The 17,001-nt window shown below is 72.4% G+C and carries 17 protein-coding genes; 10 read left to right on the top strand and 7 right to left on the bottom strand.

Annotation, left to right across the window (positions count from 1 at the left end):
- The first annotated feature begins 18 nt into the window (after positions 1-18).
- Positions 19-600, top strand: coding sequence for a DUF3043 domain-containing protein (locus ABD286_RS03455; RefSeq protein WP_344190281.1), 582 nt, complete (start codon positions 19-21; stop codon positions 598-600).
- Between the two features lie 26 nt (positions 601-626).
- On the opposite strand, the gene ABD286_RS03460 is transcribed toward ABD286_RS03455, so the two are convergent.
- The gene (locus ABD286_RS03460) at positions 627-842 is read right to left on the bottom strand and encodes a hypothetical protein (RefSeq protein WP_344190283.1); all 216 of its coding nucleotides are present in this window, start codon (positions 840-842) and stop codon (positions 627-629) included.
- 83 nt (positions 843-925) lie between these two features.
- Between ABD286_RS03460 and ABD286_RS03465 the strand changes: the two genes are divergently transcribed.
- The gene (locus ABD286_RS03465; RefSeq protein WP_344190285.1) at positions 926-2,518 is read left to right on the top strand and encodes an ABC transporter ATP-binding protein; all 1,593 of its coding nucleotides are present in this window, start codon (positions 926-928) and stop codon (positions 2,516-2,518) included.
- Between the two features lie 28 nt (positions 2,519-2,546).
- On the opposite strand, the gene ABD286_RS03470 is transcribed toward ABD286_RS03465, so the two are convergent.
- Genes ABD286_RS03470 through gcvT form a run of 3 tightly spaced genes read right to left on the bottom strand, consistent with a single transcriptional unit; the run spans position 2,547 to position 5,054 of the window.
- Positions 2,547-3,407, bottom strand: a complete 861-nt coding sequence (locus tag ABD286_RS03470) for an LLM class flavin-dependent oxidoreductase (RefSeq protein WP_344190287.1) — start codon at positions 3,405-3,407, stop codon at positions 2,547-2,549.
- A gap of 53 nt (positions 3,408-3,460) precedes the next feature.
- Entirely contained in the window at positions 3,461-3,919 is a 459-nt protein-coding gene (locus ABD286_RS03475) for an OsmC family protein (RefSeq protein WP_344190289.1), read from the bottom strand.
- Positions 3,920-3,947: 28 nt separating this feature from the next.
- Positions 3,948-5,054, bottom strand: coding sequence for a glycine cleavage system aminomethyltransferase GcvT (gene gcvT, locus ABD286_RS03480; RefSeq protein ID WP_344190290.1), 1,107 nt, complete (start codon positions 5,052-5,054; stop codon positions 3,948-3,950).
- A 103-nt stretch (positions 5,055-5,157) separates the two neighbouring features.
- On the opposite strand from gcvT, the gene ABD286_RS03485 reads away from it, so the two are divergent.
- Positions 5,158-6,696, top strand: a complete 1,539-nt coding sequence (locus ABD286_RS03485) for a leucyl aminopeptidase (protein ID WP_344190291.1) — start codon at positions 5,158-5,160, stop codon at positions 6,694-6,696.
- Positions 6,697-6,801: 105 nt separating this feature from the next.
- Here the strand turns inward: ABD286_RS03485 and ABD286_RS03490 are convergent, their stop codons facing one another.
- On the bottom strand, positions 6,802-7,008 hold the full coding sequence (locus ABD286_RS03490; RefSeq protein ID WP_056918074.1) for a DUF5302 domain-containing protein: 207 nt from the start codon (positions 7,006-7,008) through the stop codon (positions 6,802-6,804).
- Positions 7,009-7,151: 143 nt separating this feature from the next.
- Complete coding sequence (locus tag ABD286_RS03495; protein ID WP_344190296.1) at positions 7,152-7,487, bottom strand: hypothetical protein; 336 nt, start codon at positions 7,485-7,487, stop codon at positions 7,152-7,154.
- 178 nt (positions 7,488-7,665) lie between these two features.
- Between ABD286_RS03495 and lpdA the strand changes: the two genes are divergently transcribed.
- From lpdA to ABD286_RS03510, 3 genes are read left to right on the top strand one after another with little or no spacing between them, the layout of a single operon-like run.
- Positions 7,666-9,045: a dihydrolipoyl dehydrogenase gene (gene lpdA / locus ABD286_RS03500; RefSeq protein WP_344190298.1), complete on the top strand. Its 1,380-nt coding sequence runs from the start codon at positions 7,666-7,668 to the stop codon at positions 9,043-9,045.
- A 48-nt stretch (positions 9,046-9,093) separates the two neighbouring features.
- On the top strand, positions 9,094-11,001 hold the full coding sequence (sucB, locus tag ABD286_RS03505) for a 2-oxoglutarate dehydrogenase, E2 component, dihydrolipoamide succinyltransferase (protein WP_344190300.1): 1,908 nt from the start codon (positions 9,094-9,096) through the stop codon (positions 10,999-11,001).
- Positions 11,002-11,027: 26 nt separating this feature from the next.
- Positions 11,028-11,930 carry a TIGR01777 family oxidoreductase gene (locus tag ABD286_RS03510; protein ID WP_344190302.1) on the top strand — a complete coding sequence of 301 codons (903 nt, stop codon included), beginning with the start codon at positions 11,028-11,030 and terminating at the stop codon, positions 11,928-11,930.
- A 33-nt stretch (positions 11,931-11,963) separates the two neighbouring features.
- On the opposite strand, the gene ABD286_RS03515 is transcribed toward ABD286_RS03510, so the two are convergent.
- Positions 11,964-13,556 carry a serine/threonine-protein kinase gene (locus ABD286_RS03515; RefSeq protein ID WP_344190304.1) on the bottom strand — a complete coding sequence of 531 codons (1,593 nt, stop codon included), beginning with the start codon at positions 13,554-13,556 and terminating at the stop codon, positions 11,964-11,966.
- A 72-nt stretch (positions 13,557-13,628) separates the two neighbouring features.
- Here ABD286_RS03515 and ABD286_RS03520 point away from each other — a divergent pair, with 72 nt between their 5' ends.
- The 4 genes from ABD286_RS03520 to ABD286_RS03535 all read left to right on the top strand — a co-directional run bounded on the left by ABD286_RS03520 (position 13,629) and on the right by ABD286_RS03535 (position 16,985).
- Positions 13,629-14,375, top strand: coding sequence for a Type 1 glutamine amidotransferase-like domain-containing protein (locus ABD286_RS03520; protein ID WP_344190306.1), 747 nt, complete (start codon positions 13,629-13,631; stop codon positions 14,373-14,375).
- Between the two features lie 10 nt (positions 14,376-14,385).
- Positions 14,386-15,021 carry a lipoyl(octanoyl) transferase LipB gene (lipB, locus tag ABD286_RS03525; protein ID WP_344190308.1) on the top strand — a complete coding sequence of 212 codons (636 nt, stop codon included), beginning with the start codon at positions 14,386-14,388 and terminating at the stop codon, positions 15,019-15,021.
- A gap of 172 nt (positions 15,022-15,193) precedes the next feature.
- The gene (gene lipA / locus ABD286_RS03530; RefSeq protein WP_344190310.1) at positions 15,194-16,231 is read left to right on the top strand and encodes a lipoyl synthase; all 1,038 of its coding nucleotides are present in this window, start codon (positions 15,194-15,196) and stop codon (positions 16,229-16,231) included.
- Between the two features lie 19 nt (positions 16,232-16,250).
- Positions 16,251-16,985: a DUF4191 domain-containing protein gene (locus ABD286_RS03535; RefSeq protein WP_344190312.1), complete on the top strand. Its 735-nt coding sequence runs from the start codon at positions 16,251-16,253 to the stop codon at positions 16,983-16,985.
- Positions 16,986-17,001 lie beyond the last annotated feature (16 nt).

The raw sequence follows: 17,001 nt of genomic DNA on the forward strand, positions 1-17,001 counted from the left end.
ACGGCATACAGTGACCTCGTGTTTGGACGCAACAAGACTGTCAACGAGCAGCAGGCCGAAGCCATCGAGCGCGAGCACCGCGAGGGTGCCAAGAACCGGCCCACGCCCAAGCGCAAGGACCAGGAGGCGGCCAACCGTCGCCCGTTGGTCGTCGCGGACCGCAAGGTGGCCAAGAACCAGGACCGCGCCAAGCGCCGAGAGGCCCAGCTGCTCCAGCGCCAGGCCATGGCGACCGGCGACGACGCCCACCTGCCGGCCCGTGACAAGGGCCCGGTCCGTCGCTACATCCGCGACTACGTCGACGCGCGCTGGAACCTCGGCGAGTTCATGCTGCCGGTGATGATCGTCGTGCTGGCGCTGTCATTCGTCCGCCTCCCCTGGGTCTTCCTCGTCGTCTCGCTCGGCGTCTACGGCCTGCTCTTCGCCGCCGCCATCGACTCGTGGCTGATGTGGCGCCGCCTCAAGCCGAAGCTCGTCGCCAAGTTCGGTGCCGACAAAGTCGGTCGCGGCCTCGCCATGTACGCCGTGATGCGCGGCTTCCAGCTGCGCCGCTCGCGCATGCCGCGCGCGCTCGTCAAGCGCGGCGACTTCCCCACCTGACCCGGCCGACGGCCCCTGCGGCGTCGCTACTCCGCGGCGCGCAGGCTCATCGGGCCGTAGACGACGACACCCTCGCGGTGGAGCACGACGGCGTCCACGCCTGCCTCGCCGAGCTCGTGCCAGCTCTCCCCGAACCAGTTCTCCGCGTCCGACTGCGACGGGAACGCCGTAGTCACGAGCTCGTCGCCGGACAGCTCCTTGCCGTCGGCGTCGAGATAGGTCCAGGTCCAGGCTTCGCTCATGGCCGCCACTGTAGGCCGCACCCCCGTCGTCCGCCCGGACGGCGGCTTTGACACCTGCGGCCCCCGGTGCAACGGTCGGGCCCGTGATCGTCCTCGAGGGTGTGTGCCTGGCGTATGGCGCGCAGTCGGCGCTGCGGGACGTCACGGTCCGCGTCCCCGAGGGTGAGCTCGTGCTCGTCGTCGGCCCGACCGGGTCGGGCAAGACCACGCTGCTGCGGGCCCTCGCCGACTCCGGGCACGCCCGGTCGGTCGTCTCTGCGGGACGGCTCGACATCGACGGGACCGACCCGCGCACCGCTGAGCCGGCGACGCTGTCGGCCCTCGTCGGGTGGGTGGCGCAGGACCCGGCCACCGGGTTCGGCGCGCCGACGGTCGAGGCCGAGGTGGCCCGCCACGTGCGGGCGCACGACCACGACCTGCACGGCGGGCAGCGTCGTGTCGAGGAGACCCTCGACCTGCTCGGGCTGGCCCTGCTCCGGGACCGCCCGCTCACCGACCTCTCCGGCGGCGAGCAGCAACGCGTGGCCATCGCTGCGGCGCTCGTCACCGGCCCTCGTGTGCTGGTCCTGGACGAGCCGACCTCGGCCCTGGACCCGGTCGCCGCCGAGGAGGTCCTGGCCACGCTGCACCGGCTCGTCCACGACGTCGGCGTCACGGTCCTGGTCTCCGAGCACCGGCTCGAACGCGTCGTCCACCACGCCGACTCCGTCCTGCTGGTCGGCGACGGGGTGGTGAGCGCGCTGCTCGGGACCGCGGAGGCGATGGCGCACTCGCAGGTCCACCCGCCGCTCGTCGACCTCGGTCGGGCCCTGGGCTGGGACCCGCTGCCCCTGTCCGTGCGCGACGCCCGCCGAGCGGCGCGTGGCCTGCAGGACACCCTCGACGGCCCGGCGACGACTGCGGCGAGAACGACGACGGAGCCTGCCGACCGCGGCGCCCCGGTGGTCCGCACCCGCGGGCTGGGCGTCGTCCGGGGAGACACCGTCGCCCTCCGGGACGTCGGTCTCGCCCTGGCTCCCGGGGAGGTCGTCGCCCTCATGGGACGCAACGGGGCCGGCAAGTCCACCCTGCTGCACGCCCTGGCCGGTGACCTGCCACCGACCGCGGGGCGGGTCCACCGGGACGGCAGCACCGTGGTTGCCCTGTCGACCCAGGACCCGGGCGCGACGCTGGGTGCCGGACCCGACAGCTCGGTGGCCGAGGTCCTGCGCACCGCGGACCGGGCGCACGACCTCGACCCCGGGACCGCCGCGGTGGTCTTCGAGCGGCTGGCGCCCGGCGTGGACGCGGGCCGTGCGGTCGGTGCGCTCTCCCAGGGCCAGCGGATGGCCCTCGCCCTGGCGACCGTCCTCGCCCGGCGAGCGCCGCTCACCCTGCTCGACGAGCCCACCCGAGGGCTCGACTACGGGGCCAAGGCGCGCCTCGTCACCGTCCTTCGCGAGCTGGCACGGGACGGCGGCGCGGTCCTCGTCGCGACCCACGACGTCGAGCTCGCTGCCGAGGTCGCCGGTCGGGTGGTCGTGCTCGCCGAGGGCGAGGTCGTCGCCGACGGACCAGCGGTGACGGTGCTGCTCGACTCCCCCGCCTTCGCCCCACAGGTCGCCAAGGTGGTGCGCCCGGCGCCGTACCTGACCGTTGCCGCCCTCGTCGCCGGCCTGCCCGGGCGAGAGCGCTAGCCGCCGTCGAGCGGCCCTGGGCCGAGCATCACCCGCCGCTGGGGGGACCCGCCTCGACCCGGCGGCGCACCTCGGCCAGGCCCTCCGGCCCGGGTTGCACGCTCCACCAGCTCTCCACCCACCACGTCGCCCCGGCCTGCTCCCAGTCGGCGGGGGTGCCGTCGAGCTGGACGAACTCCCGCGTGCTGTCGGCCTCGACCACGCGGTCGTAGCCCTCCCACGGCAACCCGGCGTCCTCGCGCATCCCGCGCACGATGCGCAGGACCTCGGCGAACGACTCTAGGTCGTAGGAAGGAGCACCCTTCTTGGCGTGCTCGTCGACGACCGTGGGCAGCAGGCCGTCCCACCGTGCCGCCCGCTGCAGCGAACGCTGCCTGTCGGCCCCCACGACGTGGGCGCCGACGACCCACACAGGTGGGTGCGGCTGGTGCACGGGCGGCTTCGGCAGCATGAACTCGGTGGGCTTCGCGGAGTAGTGCCGGCCCTCGTGGCTGAACGGCTGGCCGTGGAAGAGGCCGGCGTAGACCGCGAGGCACTCGTCGAGCTTCTTCGCCCGCTCACCGCGCCCCTCGTCGGCCTCGAACGCCGTCCACCCCTCGTGCAGCGCCCCCAGCCCCACCGACATGATCGTCCGCCCACCGCTCAGGCGGTCCACGGTGCCGACGCGCGAGGCGAGGTCCCACGGTCGGTGCCGGGACGCCGGGGTCAGCAGGGTCCCGAGGCGGATGCGTGAGGTGACCATGGCGGCAGCCCCCAGCGTGACCCACGCCTCGGTGCCCCAGAGGGTCTCCCACGTGAAGACCCCGTCCCACCCGTGCTGCTCCCCCAGCACGGCGAGCTCGGTGAACTCGAGGGCGTCGGCGAAGGGGACCACGAACCCGAACTTCATGCCGGCACGCTACCCGCGGCCACCGACACCGTCACCGTCCGAGCGAGGATGACTCAGGCGCGACGCACCAGCGGCTCGAGGACCACGTCGGTCGTCAGCGAGTTGGCGATGTAGCACTGGTCGTGCGCCTCGTGCAGGAGCCGCACGACGTCCTCGTCCGACACGGTGCCCGTCACCGTGACCACCGGGCGGAGCACGATCCGCGTGATCCTCACCGGGGTCACGTCCTGCGGCATCTCGCCCGTCACGTCGTCCGCGTAGGCCACCACGTCGACCTCTGCCCGCGCCGCTACCGCGAGGAACGACAGCAGCTGGCAGGACGACGCGGCGAGGACGAGCAGCTGCTCGGGGTTCGGCAGGTCGGCGTCGCCGCGGAAGTGCGGGTCCGCCGACAGGTCGAGGCCGTCCGTCGCCGGCGGCAGGAACGCCGAGTGCGCCCGCGGGTAGTCGCGGTAGCCGACACCGGTGGACCCGTCCCACCGGACCTGCGCGCGGTACTCGTGCGGCGCCATACCTGCTCCCCTCGCCGCCGTCTCCAGATCAGCCCTCGCGGACGTCCACGGTGACGAACGGGGGCTTGACGACGGTGGCGGTGACCTCGCGGCCGCGGACGTCGATGACGACCTCGGCGCCCTCGGCGACGGACGGAGCGAGCAGCGCGAGCGCGATGCCGTTCTTCAGGGTCGGGCTGAACGTCCCCGAGGTCACCTCGCCGACGACCGCACCGTCCGCCTTCACGGCGCACCCCGCACGGGGTATGCCGCGGCCGGTGGCAAGCAGGCCCCACGCCACCCGCTCGGGGCCTGCGGCCTTCTCGGCGACGAGGGCGTCCTTGCCCCAGAAGGCGTCCTTCTTCCAGCCGACCGCCCAGCCGACGCGGGCCTGGACCGGCGTGATCTCGGTGGACAGCTCGTGGCCGTGCAGCGCGTAGCCCATCTCGGTGCGCAGGGTGTCGCGGGCGCCGAGCCCGCAGGGCAGGCCGTCGTAGGGGGCTGCTGCCTCGGTCAGGGCGTCCCAGAGCTGGGCGGCGACGTCCCACGCGGGGACGAGCTCGTAGCCGCGCTCGCCGGTGTAGCCGGTGCGGCACACGATGACGGGCAGCCCGTTCCAGTCGGTCTCGACGAACGACATGTACTCGTGCCCGGTGGGCAGGCCGAGGGCGTCGAGCACCTCGTCGGACTTCGTCCCCTGGACGGCGATGACGCCGTAGGACTCGTGCAGGTCCTCGACGACGATGCCCTCGGGCGCGGCGGCGGCGAGGCGACGGACCACCTCGGCGGTGTTGGCGGCGTTGGGGATGAGGAAGACGTCCTCGTCGGAGCGCAGGTAGGCGATGAGGTCGTCGACGACACCACCGTTCTCGTCGCAGCACAGGGTGTACTGCGCCTTGCCCTCGTGGATCCGGCCGAGGTCGTTGGCGAGGCAGGAGTTCACGAACTCACGCGCCCCCGGTCCCGACACCCGTGCCTTGCCCAGGTGCGAGACGTCGAAGATCCCGACGGACGAACGGACGGCCGTGTGCTCGCGGACGACTCCGCCACCGGGGTACTCGATCGGCATCTCCCAGCCACCGAAGTCGGCCATCTTGGCGCCCAGCGCCACGTGCCGGTCGTGCAGGGGGGAGGTCTTCAGGGCTGCGTCGCTCATGGGCCGAACGCTACCGCCCCGTCCGGCGGGCCCCCACCGGCACGGATATCCTCGGCGAGCAGGGCCAAACCCACCCCACGCACACCACGCAAAGGATGCGAACGTGACCACCGTCAGCGTTTCCGACCGATCCGCCCACGACCTCAAGGCCGACGTCGTCGTGCTCGGCACGGTCGACGACTCGGGCTCCGCGGCCCTCGCCGCGGGCCACGGGCTCCCCCGCGACGCCGCCGCCCACGTGGCCGCGCAGCTCGCGGCCCTGCACGCGACCGGCAAGCCCGAGGAGGTCCTGACCCTCGCCGCCGTCCCGTCGGTCGCCGCCGCGCGGGTCGTCCTCACGGGCCTGGGTTCCGCGACCTCCCGCACCACGTCCTTCGACGCCGAGGTCCTGCGCCGCGCTGCCGGTGCTGCCGTGCGCTCGCTGAAGAAGGCCCCCAAGGTCGTCCTGGCCCTGCCCACCTCCGGTGTCGAGTCCGTGGCCGCCGTGGCCGAGGGTGCCGCACTCGGCGCCTACCGCTACTCCAAGACCCAGGGCACCGACAAGAGCACGAGCTCGGCCGCCAAGGGCACCAAGGCGGCCGCGAAGGACGCGGGCGTCACGGCCATCACGGTGGTGACCGCCGACGCGCGCCTCAAGGCCGTCAAGGCCGCTGCCACCCGCGCCGCCGTCCTCGCCGACGCCAAGGCCTACGCCCGCGACCTGGTCAACACCCCGCCCAACGTGCTCTTCCCCCAGTCGTTCGCCGACTCGGTCAAGGCGCGCAACACCGCCGCCAAGGCCAAGGTGACCATCAAGGTCCTGGACGAGAAGGCGCTCGAGAAGGGCGGCTTCGGCGGCATCGTCGGCGTCGGGCAGGGCTCGGTCAACCCGCCGCGCATCGTCACCCTCACCTGGGCCCCGGCGAAGGCGACCCACTCGGTGGCCCTCGTCGGCAAGGGCATCACCTTCGACTCGGGCGGCCTGTGCATCAAGCCCCCGGCCTCGATGCTCACGATGAAGTCCGACATGGCCGGCGCCGCCGCGGTCGCCGCGACGGTCTTCGCCGCCGCCCGGCTCGGCCTGCCCGTCAAGGTCACCGGCTACCTCTGCCTCGCCGAGAACATGCCGAGCGGCTCCGCGCAGCGCCCGGGCGACGTCGTGTCGATGCGCAACGGCACCACGGTCGAGATCCTCGACACCGACGCAGAGGGCCGCATGGTCCTCGGCGACGGCCTCGTCCTCGCGGGCGAGTCCAACCCCGACGCCATCGTCGACATCGCCACCCTCACCGGCGCGCAGATGGTCGCCCTCGGTGGCCGTGTCGCCGGGATCATGGCCAACGACGACGCCTTCCGCGACCGAGTCCGCGCGGCAGCCGACGGCTCCGGCGAGGCCGCCTGGCCCATGCCGCTCCCGAAGGACCTCCGCGCGCAGCTCGAGTCGGCCGTGGCCGACCTGTCCCACAAGGGTGAGCGCTGGGGCGGGATGCTCACCGCCGGGCTGTTCCTCAGCGAGTTCGTCGACGAGTCGACCCCGTGGGCGCACGTCGACATCGCGGGCCCGTCCTTCAACGAGGGCTCGGCCTACGGCTACACGCCCAAGGGCGCGACCGGCTACGGCGTCGGCACCCTGCTCTCGCTCGTGGAGGGCTACGCCGGCTGACGGCCACGCGCCATACGCGGCACCGCCGCTGCTCCACGCCAGAGGGGCCCGTCCGGATCGGACGGGCCCCTCTGTGGATATATCTGCACGCTCGCGCGCTGGTCGTCAGCCGCCGCTCTTGCGACGGAACATCTGCTGCGTCGCGCTCGTCGCCGCACCCTGCGCGTGGTCGACCTTGCCGTGCTCGCTGTCGTCGGAGACGTCACGCCCGGCGTGGGACTGCTTCTTGTCGAGCGCTTCGCGGAACTTGCGCTTCATCTCCTCGCTGGGTCCCGTGCTCCCCTGGGACTTCGCACCGTCGGACTTGGCCATCGTGCCCTCCTGCTGCTCGTGCGGCGCGGGCCGCGTGCGGACCCGCCGTGGGTCAACCTTCGCATCCCGGCTCGGCAGGGCACCACCGCATATCCCGTCCGGCACCGTTCACCACGCCCGATCACGCTGCGGCGTATGGCGCTTCAGCCCTTCTTGCGCTGCCGGGAGTTCCACTCGCGCATGCGTCCGGGGTACCCCGTCTGGAGGACGTCGTAGACCGGGACACCGAGGCTGCCTGCCAGCTCGAAGGCCGCCTGTCGCGACCCGGCCGCGCGACGCGTCCACTCACCGTCGTGGGCGATGAGGATGACCGTCGTGGCGGTGACGTTGGTGGGTGGCTCGACGTAGGCCTCGACCCCGCGCCGGCTCTCGGCGAACTCGGCGAGGTGCTTGCGCACCGCCTGCTGGTCCACCGCCATGTTGGGCCCGTCGGAGGGACCACGTCCGGAGCCCTTGCGTCCCCGCTTCCACCACGCCATGCGACAACGATACGGGGACAGGGCTGCCCGCCGTCGGCCATTGCGCCCGCGTGGACCTGCTTGCACCCCGGGCCTCAAACAGTGACAAGATGCACTGTGTCGATTCCGGGGTGGTCACGACCTGACTGCCTCACGGACGACTGAGACCGTCCAGTGCCCACCACGCAAGGGAGCGAGCATGTCGGCTGACGCCGAGACCACCTTCGATGTCGTCGTCCTGGGTGGAGGAAGTGGCGGCTACGCCTGCGCGTTCCGTGCCGCAGAGCTCGGGCTCAGCGTCGCGCTCGTCGAGAAGAACAAGCTCGGTGGCACCTGCCTGCACGTCGGGTGCATCCCGACCAAGGCCCTCCTGCACGCCGCCGAGGTCGCCGACACCGCCCGCGAGGGTGCGCAGTTCGGCGTGAAGACGACCTTCGAGTCGGTCGACATGTCCGGCGTCAACGCCTACAAGGACGGTGTGATCGCCCGTCTCTACAAGGGGCTCCAGGGTCTGGCCAAGGCCCACAAGATCGAGCTCGTCGAGGGTGCGGGACGCCTCGTCGACCGCTCCACCGTCGAGGTCGACGGACGCCGGGTCACCGGCCGCAACGTCGTCCTCGCCACCGGTTCCTACGCGAAGTCGCTGCCCGGCCTGGAGATCGGTGGTCGCATCATGACCAGCGAGCAGGCGCTGGCGCTCGACTTCGTCCCCCCGCGCGTCGTCGTCCTCGGTGGCGGTGTCATCGGGGTCGAGTTCGCCTCGGTGTTCCGTTCCTTCGGGTCCGAGGTGACCATCGTCGAGGCGCTCCCCCGGCTCGTGGCCGCGGAGGACGAGGCGGTCTCCAAGACGCTCGAGCGCTCGTTCCGCAAGCGCAAGATCGCGTTCAGGACGGGCGTGAAGTTCGCCGGTGCCACCCAGTCCGGTGACACCGTGACGGTGTCCCTCGAGGACGGCGGCACCATCGAGGCCGACCTGCTGCTCGTCGCCGTCGGCCGCGGTCCGGTCACCGAGGGCCTCGGGTATGCCGAGGCAGGCGTCACCCTGGACCGTGGATTCGTCACGACCGACGAGCGACTGCGCACCGGAGTCGAGGGTGTCTACGCCGTCGGCGACATCGTGCCCGGGCTCCAGCTCGCCCACCGCGGGTTCGCCCAGGGCATCTTCGTCGCCGAGGAGATTGCCGGGCTCGCGCCCGCCGTGATCGACGAGATGGGCATCCCGCGCGTCACCTACTGCGACCCCGAGATCGCGTCGGTCGGTCTCACCGAGAAGCAGGCCACCGAGAAGTACGGCGAGGTCGAGACCTATGAGTACAACCTCGGGGGCAACGGCAAGTCCCAGATCCTCCAGACTCAGGGCTTCGTCAAGCTCGTCCGCGAGAAGGACGGCCCGGTCGTCGGCGTGCACATGATCGGCGCCCGCATGGGTGAGCAGATCGGTGAGGCGCAGCTGATCTACAACTGGGAGGCCCTGCCCTCCGACGTCGCCGGGCTGATCCACGCCCACCCGACGCAGAACGAGGCCCTCGGCGAGGCGCACCTCGCCCTGGCCGGCAAGCCCCTGCACGCCCACAACTAGAGCTACTGCTGATCCGCCAGCGAACACGAAACAAGGAGATAGAGGCACATGTCTGAACGCGTGACCATGCCGGCCCTGGGTGAGTCGGTCACCGAAGGCACCGTGACGCGCTGGCTGAAGAACGTCGGCGACACGATCGAGGTCGACGAGCCGCTGCTCGAGGTGTCCACCGACAAGGTCGACACCGAGATCCCGTCCCCCGTGGCCGGGGTGCTGCAGGAGATCCTCGCCCAGGAGGACGACACCGTCCCCGTCGGCGCCGACCTCGCAGTCATCGGCGACGGCACCGACAGCGGCAGCAGCGACGCCGGCGACCAGTCCGGTGACGCCGGTCAGCAGGACGCCGGTCAGCAGGAGTCCACCGAGCAGGCGTCGGCCGGGTCCGACGAGCCACCGGCCGAGGCCCCCTCGACCGAGCAGGCCCCCCAGGAGTCCACCTCCGAGCCCGAGGCTGCCGCCTCTGCCGAGAGCGGGTCATCCGACGACAGTTCGTCCGCGGATGGTTCGGGGGACGGCGGCTCCGGCGAGACCGTGACCATGCCGGCCCTGGGCGAGTCCGTCACCGAGGGCACGGTCACCCGCTGGCTCAAGGCCGAGGGCGACACCGTCGAGGTCGACGAGCCGCTGCTCGAGGTGTCCACCGACAAGGTCGACACCGAGATCCCCTCGCCGTTCGCCGGCACCCTGACGAAGATCCTCGTCCAGGAGGACGACACGGTCCCGGTCGGTGGAGAGCTCGCGGTCATCGGCGGGTCGTCCGGTGGTTCCGCCGGCGCCCCCGCCGAGGCGCCCAAGGAGGAGCCGAAGGCCGAGCCCGCCCCTGAGCCGAAGGCCGAGGAGCCGAAGGCCGAGGAGCCCAAGGCCGAGGAGCCCAAGGCCGAGGAGCCGAAGGCCGAGGAGCCGAAGCAGGAGGCCCCCCAGGCCCCCGCCGCCGAGTCCGCACCGGCCGCAGAGTCCGCCCCCGCCCCGAAGGCGTCCTCCGGCGACAGCCAGGACGCCTCGGCCTACGTCACCCCGCTCGTGCGCAAGCTCGCCGCGGACAACAAGGTCGACCTGGGCTCGCTCAAGGGCACCGGCGTCGGTGGCCGCATCCGCAAGCAGGACGTCCTCGACGCGGCCAAGGCCGCCGAGGAGGCCAGCAAGCCTGCTGCCGCCCCGGCTCCGGCTGCTGCGCCCGCCGCCGCTCCCGCGGCCCCTGGTGGCTCGTCGCGCCCCTCTGCTGCTGCATCCGTCTCGCCGAAGCGCGGCACCACCGAGAAGATGTCGCGCCTGCGCCAGACCATCGCCAAGCGCATGGTCGAGTCGCTGCAGGTGTCGGCGCAGCTCACCACCGTGGTCGAGGTGGACGTCACCAAGATCGCCCGGCTGCGGGCGAAGGCCAAGAGCGAGTTCGAGCAGCGCGAGGGCACCAAGCTCAGCTTCCTGCCGTTCTTCGCGCTGGCTGCCGTCGAGGCCCTCAAGGCCCACCCGTCGGTCAACTCCAGCGTCGAGGGCACCGAGGTGACCTACCACGGCACCGAGAACCTCGGCATCGCCGTCGACACCGAGCGCGGGCTGCTCGTCCCGGTGATCAAGGACGCGGGCGACCTCAACATCGCCGGCCTGTCCCGCAAGATCGCCGACCTCGCCGAGCGCACCCGCACCAACAAGATCGGTCCGGACGAGCTCGGTGGCGGCACCTTCACGCTGACCAACACGGGCAGCCGGGGCGCACTGTTCGACACCCCGATCATCAACCAGCCCAACGTCGCCATCCTCGGCACCGGCGCGGTCGTCAAGCGACCCGTCGTCGTGTCCGACGGTGACGGTGGCGAGACGATCGCGGTCCGGTCCATGGTCTACCTGGCCCTGTCCTACGACCACCGGGTCGTCGACGGTGCCGACGCGGCGCGCTTCCTCACCACGATGAAGACGCGTCTCGAGGAGGGCGGCTTCGAGTCCGACCTCGGACTCTGACCCACACACACCTCGTAGGAGCAGACATGCCGCAGCGCGTTGCCATCACCGGTTCCACCGGACTGATCGGCAGCGCGCTGTCGGCATTCCTGCGCGAGCGCGGGGACGAGGTGGTGCGCCTCGTCCGGCGTGCCCCCGAGCAGCCCGACGAGGTGCGCTGGGACCCGGCGTCCCGTCTGCTCGACCCTGCGTCGCTGACCGGGGTGACCGCTGTCGTCCACCTCGCCGGTGCCGGCGTCGGGGACCACCGGTGGACGCCGTCCTACCAGCAGCAGATCCTCGGCTCCCGGGTCGACGGCACCACGACGATCGCCACCGCCCTGGCTGCCCTCGGCGAACCGGTCCGCCTCGTCAGCGGTTCCGCCGTCGGCGTCTACGGCGACCGTGGCGACGAGGTCCTCACCGAGGACTCGACGCCGGGTGGCGGGTTCCTCAGTGAGGTCGTGCGCGCCTGGGAGGCTGCGGCCGACCCCGCCCGCGAGGCCGGGTTGTCGGTGGCCCACCCGCGCACCGGCATCGTGCTGTCCCCCGAGGGCGGTGCCCTGTCGAGGATGCTGCCGCTGGCCAGGCTCGGGATCAACGGCCCGCTGGGCAACGGCAAGCAGTGGTGGCCCTGGATCTCGTTGCGCGACACCGTGTCCGGGCTTGCCCACCTCGTCGACCACCCCGAGGTCGAAGGCCCCGTGAACCTCGTCGCGCCGGTGCCGGACCGCCAGATCGACATCGCCCGCGAGCTCGGTCGCCAGATCCACCGACCGGCGATCTTCCCGGCGCCCGCGTTCGGCATCAAGCTCATCCTCGGTGGGTTCTCCGACGAGATCCTCACGAGCAAGCGCGTCGTCGCCCAGCGCCTCACGGCGTCGGGCTTCGTGCACCGCGACCCCGACGTGGCCTCTGCGCTGCGCTGGGTCCTCGCCCAGCAGTCCTGACCGAGCGGCGACCTGCCGCGCCACGACGAGGCGCTAACCCACGGCAGCCACGTCCTCGATGAGCCAGCGGTCTGCGGACCACACGAGGGCGAAACGCAGCGCGTGACCGCGCACGGCCTTCCCCGAGCGCGTCACCTGCTGCCCGGCCGACCCCGACACCACTCGGTATGCCGCCGTGTCGACGACGGCATCCACGGTCACCTCGCGTGCCGTGACGGTGACCGGGCGCGCCGACCGCACGACCAGGCGCACACCCTCGTAGCTGAGCTGGTCACGGGCGAGCCGATGCAGGTCCGAGGTGTCCCGCGCGTGGGCTGCCGACCCGGGGGCGTCGAAGGCAGCGAGGTCGGAGGACTTGCCGCTGGTCATCGCCCTGGCCCTCAGGTCGGCGAGCTCCTGCATCAGCGCCCGGGTGCGGTGGGCCGCGGCACCGTGGTCACGCTGGACGACCGACGACGACGCGGTCGCCTGCGGCGCCGCCGCCGTCCCCGTTGTCGCCCCCGCGGGGGCCGGTGAAGGCGTCGCCACCGGGACGGTCGCGGCCGGAGCGGCCGCGGGGGTGAGCCACGACGGTGCGGGCAGTCGGTCGGTCGCCACCAACCCCCCGAGGAGCAGCAGCACCCCGAGTCCGAGCCCGGCGACGGCGGCCGCCACGCGGTCCCGGGGCCACCGCGGCAGGCGATGGATCCGGCGCGACCCGGCCACCCGGGCCAGGCGCTCCCGCCTGGTCGAGGGAGGCGCCGTGACGGGGGCCGGCGCCACCGAGCGCCTCAGTCGGTGGGTGACCAGCGAGGTCTCGTCCGCGCCGACGACCAGCCGCAGCGGCTCGCACGACGCGGAGTCGAACCACGCCAGCGCCACCTCCGCCGCACTCGGACGTGCCATGGGGTCGGACGACAGGGCCTGCACCGTCGTGTCCCGCCAGGCGGTCGGCAGGCCCGGCGCGAGCTCGTCGAGGGCCGGGCGCCAGGAGGCGGGACCGGGCGCCCGGCCGGTGACACACCACCAGGCCAGGGCGCCGGCTGCATACACGTCTGCGGCGGTGGTCACTGCCCCGCCGTCCATGACCTCGGGGGCCACGAAGCCCTCGGTGCCGAAGGCGTCGCCCGGCTCCTCGCCCACGAGGCGGGCCACCCCGAGGTCGGCGAGCAGCGGGCGCCCGGACCGTTCGAGCAGGACGTTGCCGGGGGTCAGGTCCCCGTGGACCACCCCTGCCTCGTGCAGCCCGGCGAGGGTCCTGGCCACCGGTGCGAGGACCGTCACCGACTCCCCCACGCTGAGGTGACCGCGGGCCCGGACCACGGCCTCCAACGACCCGCCGGCGACAAGGTCGAGGACGAGCGCGACCCGCCGGTCCTCACCCGGCAGCGGCACGGCCTCGTGGAACCGCACCAGCCCTTCGACGCGGACCCGGCTGAGGACGCCGAGCTCGCGCACCGCGGCTCCCGCCGGGCCGTCGGCACCGACCGTCACCACCTTGACGGCCACCGGCGCCCCGTCGGCCTCCCGCGTCGCCGCCCACACGACGGCGGTGCCCCCGACACCGATCCGCCTGCCCACCGCGTACCCGGGCACGGTCGGTGCCTGCGACCCGTCGTCGGGCGAATGCGGTCCTCGTTCGTCCACCACCCCAGTCTGGGCACGACGACGTCACCGGCCGTCGGGTTGTCCACAGGCCCCGGCACATAGGGTCGGGTCATGCCTGCAGACCAGCCCACGATCCTGGCCACCTCGGGTGGCTACCGCTACGGCTCCCGGACGCGCCTGGAGTTCAACTCCCTCGTGCACCACGCGGTCGAGCTCTCGGGCGTCCAGGGCCGCGCGCCGCGGATCACCCACCTCGGCACGGCCGGTGGCGACCAGGCCTACTTCAACAGCTGGATGAGCGAGGCGGCCGGCGTCGCCGGGTTCGAGCTCAGCCACCTCAACCTGTTCTCGATGCCGAGCGTCGACGACATCGAGGGCCACCTGCTCGAGCAGGACGTCGTCTGGGTCAACGGTGGCTCGGTCGCGAACCTCCTCGCCGTCTGGCGGGTGCACGGACTCGACGAGATCTTCCCGCGCGTCTGGCAGGCCGGGGTCGTCCTCGGCGGGGTGTCGGCCGGATCGATCTGCTGGTACCAGGGTGGCACCACCGACTCCTTCGGCCCGGAGCTGCGCGCCGTCACCAACGGTCTCGCACTGCTCCCCTATGGCAACGGCGTCCACTACGACTCCGAGGAGCGCCGCCGCCCGCTCGTCCACCAGCTCGTCGCCGACGGCACCCTGTCGACGACCCACTGCACCGACGACGGCGTCGGCCTGCTCTACCGCGGCACCGAGCTCGTCGGCGCCGTGTCGGAGGCCGACGGCAAGGGCGCCTACCTCGTGACCCGTGAGGGCGACACCGCCGTCGAGGAGCGGCTCGAGCCGGTCCGCCTCAAGGCCCCGCCCACGCGGGCGTAAAGTCACGGTCATGCGGTTCGAGCACGTCGGTTTCGCCCCTGACCTCGTCGACTACGAGCAGGCCTGGGCCCACCAGCGCGAGGTCCACGCCGGTGTCGTCGCCGGGGGTGAGGACACCGTGCTGCTGCTCGAGCACGCCGCCGTCTACACCGCCGGGAAGCGCACCGAGCCCCAGCAGCGGCCGGTCGACGGCACACCAGTGGTCGACGTCGACCGCGGAGGCCTCATCACGTGGCACGGCCCCGGCCAGCTCGTGGGCTACCCCATCGTCCGCCTCCACGGTGTGCCGATCGACGTCGTCGCGCATGTGCGCCGGCTCGAGGAGGTGATGATCCGGACCTGCCGCGAGTTCGGTGTCGAGACCGTCCGGGTCGAGGGCCGCAGCGGCGTCTGGGTGCTCGCCGACGACCGGGGGCCTGATCGCAAGCTCGGGGCCATCGGCGTGCGCGTCAGTCGCCAGGTGACCATGCACGGCTTCGCGCTCAACTGCGACGCCGACCTCTCGTGGGCCGACAACATCATCGCCTGCGGCATCGAGGACGCCGGGGTCAGCTCGGTGAGCCGCGAAGCCGGCCGCGTGGTCACCGTCCAGGACGTGCTCCCGTATGCCGAGAAGCACCTCGCGGACGTCCTCGCCTCGTCCTGAACGAGGGCTTCCCCCGACCGCGGTGTCCACCCACCACGAGGACGGCGGCGGAATACCTCGACAGGGGCAGGCGTAGTCTTAGACGACGCCCGGTGACCTCCGGGCGTACCCGTGCCCCGCGGCATACCGGCCGCCGGCGGCGCACCCGAAGGCAAAGGCGAGGGAGTCTGCTGTGACCGTGGCACCCGAGGGACGGCGCATGCTGCGCGTCGAGGCGCGCAACGCCGAGACCCCGATCGAGCGCAAGCCCGAGTGGATCCGGACCACCGCGAAGATGGGCCCGGAGTACACCAAGCTGCACTCGATGGTGAAGACCGAGGGACTGCACACGGTCTGCCAGGAGGCGGCGTGCCCCAACATCTTCGAGTGCTGGGAGGACCGCGAGGCGACCTTCCTCATCGGCGGTGACGTCTGCACCCGCCGCTGCGACTTCTGCGACATCGCCACCGGCCGCCCCGAGGCGCTCGACCGTGACGAGCCCCGCCGCGTGGCCGAGTCGGTCGCCTCGATGGGCCTGCGCTACTCCACCGTCACCGGTGTCGCCCGCGACGACCAGCCCGACGGTGCCGCGTGGCTCTACGCCGAGACGATCCGCCAGATCCACGCCAAGAACCCCACCACCGGCGTGGAGATCCTGCCCCCCGACTTCGGCGCCAAGCCGGAGCTCGTCGGCCAGGTCTTCGACGCCCGCCCCGAGGTGTTCGCGCACAACCTCGAGACCGTCCCGCGCATCTTCAAGCAGATCCGCCCCGCCTTCACCTACGACAAGTCGCTCAAGGTGCTGTCGATGGCCCGCGAGGCCGAGCTCGTCACCAAGTCCAACCTCATCCTCGGGATGGGCGAGGAGGACCACGAGGTCGAGCAGGCGATCCGCGACCTGCACGACGCCGGCTGCGACATCCTGACGATCACCCAGTACCTGCGCCCCTCGAAGCTGCACCATCCGATCGACCGGTGGGTCAAGCCCGAGGAGTTCGTGCACTGGTCCGACGTGGCCCAGGAGATGGGCTTCAAGGGCGTCATGGCCGGCCCGCTCGTGCGCTCGTCCTACCGCGCCGGTCGCCTGTGGGCGACGGCCATGAAGAAGTGGGGCCGCGACATCCCCGAGCACCTCCAGCACCTCGCCAACGCCGCGGGCGACCCCGCTCGTCAGGAGGCCGCCTCCCTCGTGGCCGCGCGCACGCCGGCCGCGTTGGGTGCACCCGCCTGACACCCGTATCCTGACCCCCATGGCCCGCAACAAGAAGACCGAGTCCGACACGCCCAAGAAGCCGGGTCGGCTCGCCCAGGTCCGCCAGGTGTTCACGGCGGCACGCAAGGCAGACCCCACCATCCCGTGGTGGATGCTCCTCGCGTTCGTCGCGGTGCTCGCGGTGGGCACGGGCATCGGTGTGCTCGTGGGCCACTGGATCTACGCGCTCGTCCTCAGCATCCCGATGGCCATGCTGGCCGCCACCCTCGTGCTGAGCCGTCGCGCTGAGCGTGCTGCCTACGCGAGCCTCGCGGGCCAGCCGGGTGCGGCCGGTGCCGCCCTGGGTGCCCTGCGTCGCGGCTGGTTCTACTCGCAGGAGCCGGTCGCCATCGACGGCGCCCGCGGGACCCGGCCCGAGGACATGATCGGCGCAGCCTTCGTCTACCGGGCGATCGGTCGTCCCGGTGTCGTCCTGGTCGCCGAGGGCCCCGACGCCCGTCGCACCAAGCTCATCGCCCAGGAGCGCAAGAAGATCGAGCGCGTCGCCCCCGGTGTCCCGGTCTCGGCGATCGTCGTCGGTGACGGCGCCGACCAGGTGCCGGTGCGCAAGCTGAGCGGCAAGATGACCCGCATGAAGCCGGTGCTGACCAAGGAGGAGGTCTCCGCGGTCAACAAGCGGCTGAAGTCCCTCGGCGGCATGCGTCCCCCCATCCCGGCGGGCGTGGACCCGCAGCGCCAGCGCGTCGACCGCAAGGCGATGCGCGGCCGCTGATCGGGCAGGGCGCTCG

It is taken from the genome of Pedococcus aerophilus (genome assembly GCF_039532215.1).
In the GTDB taxonomy this organism is placed as follows: domain Bacteria; phylum Actinomycetota; class Actinomycetes; order Actinomycetales; family Dermatophilaceae; genus Pedococcus; species Pedococcus aerophilus.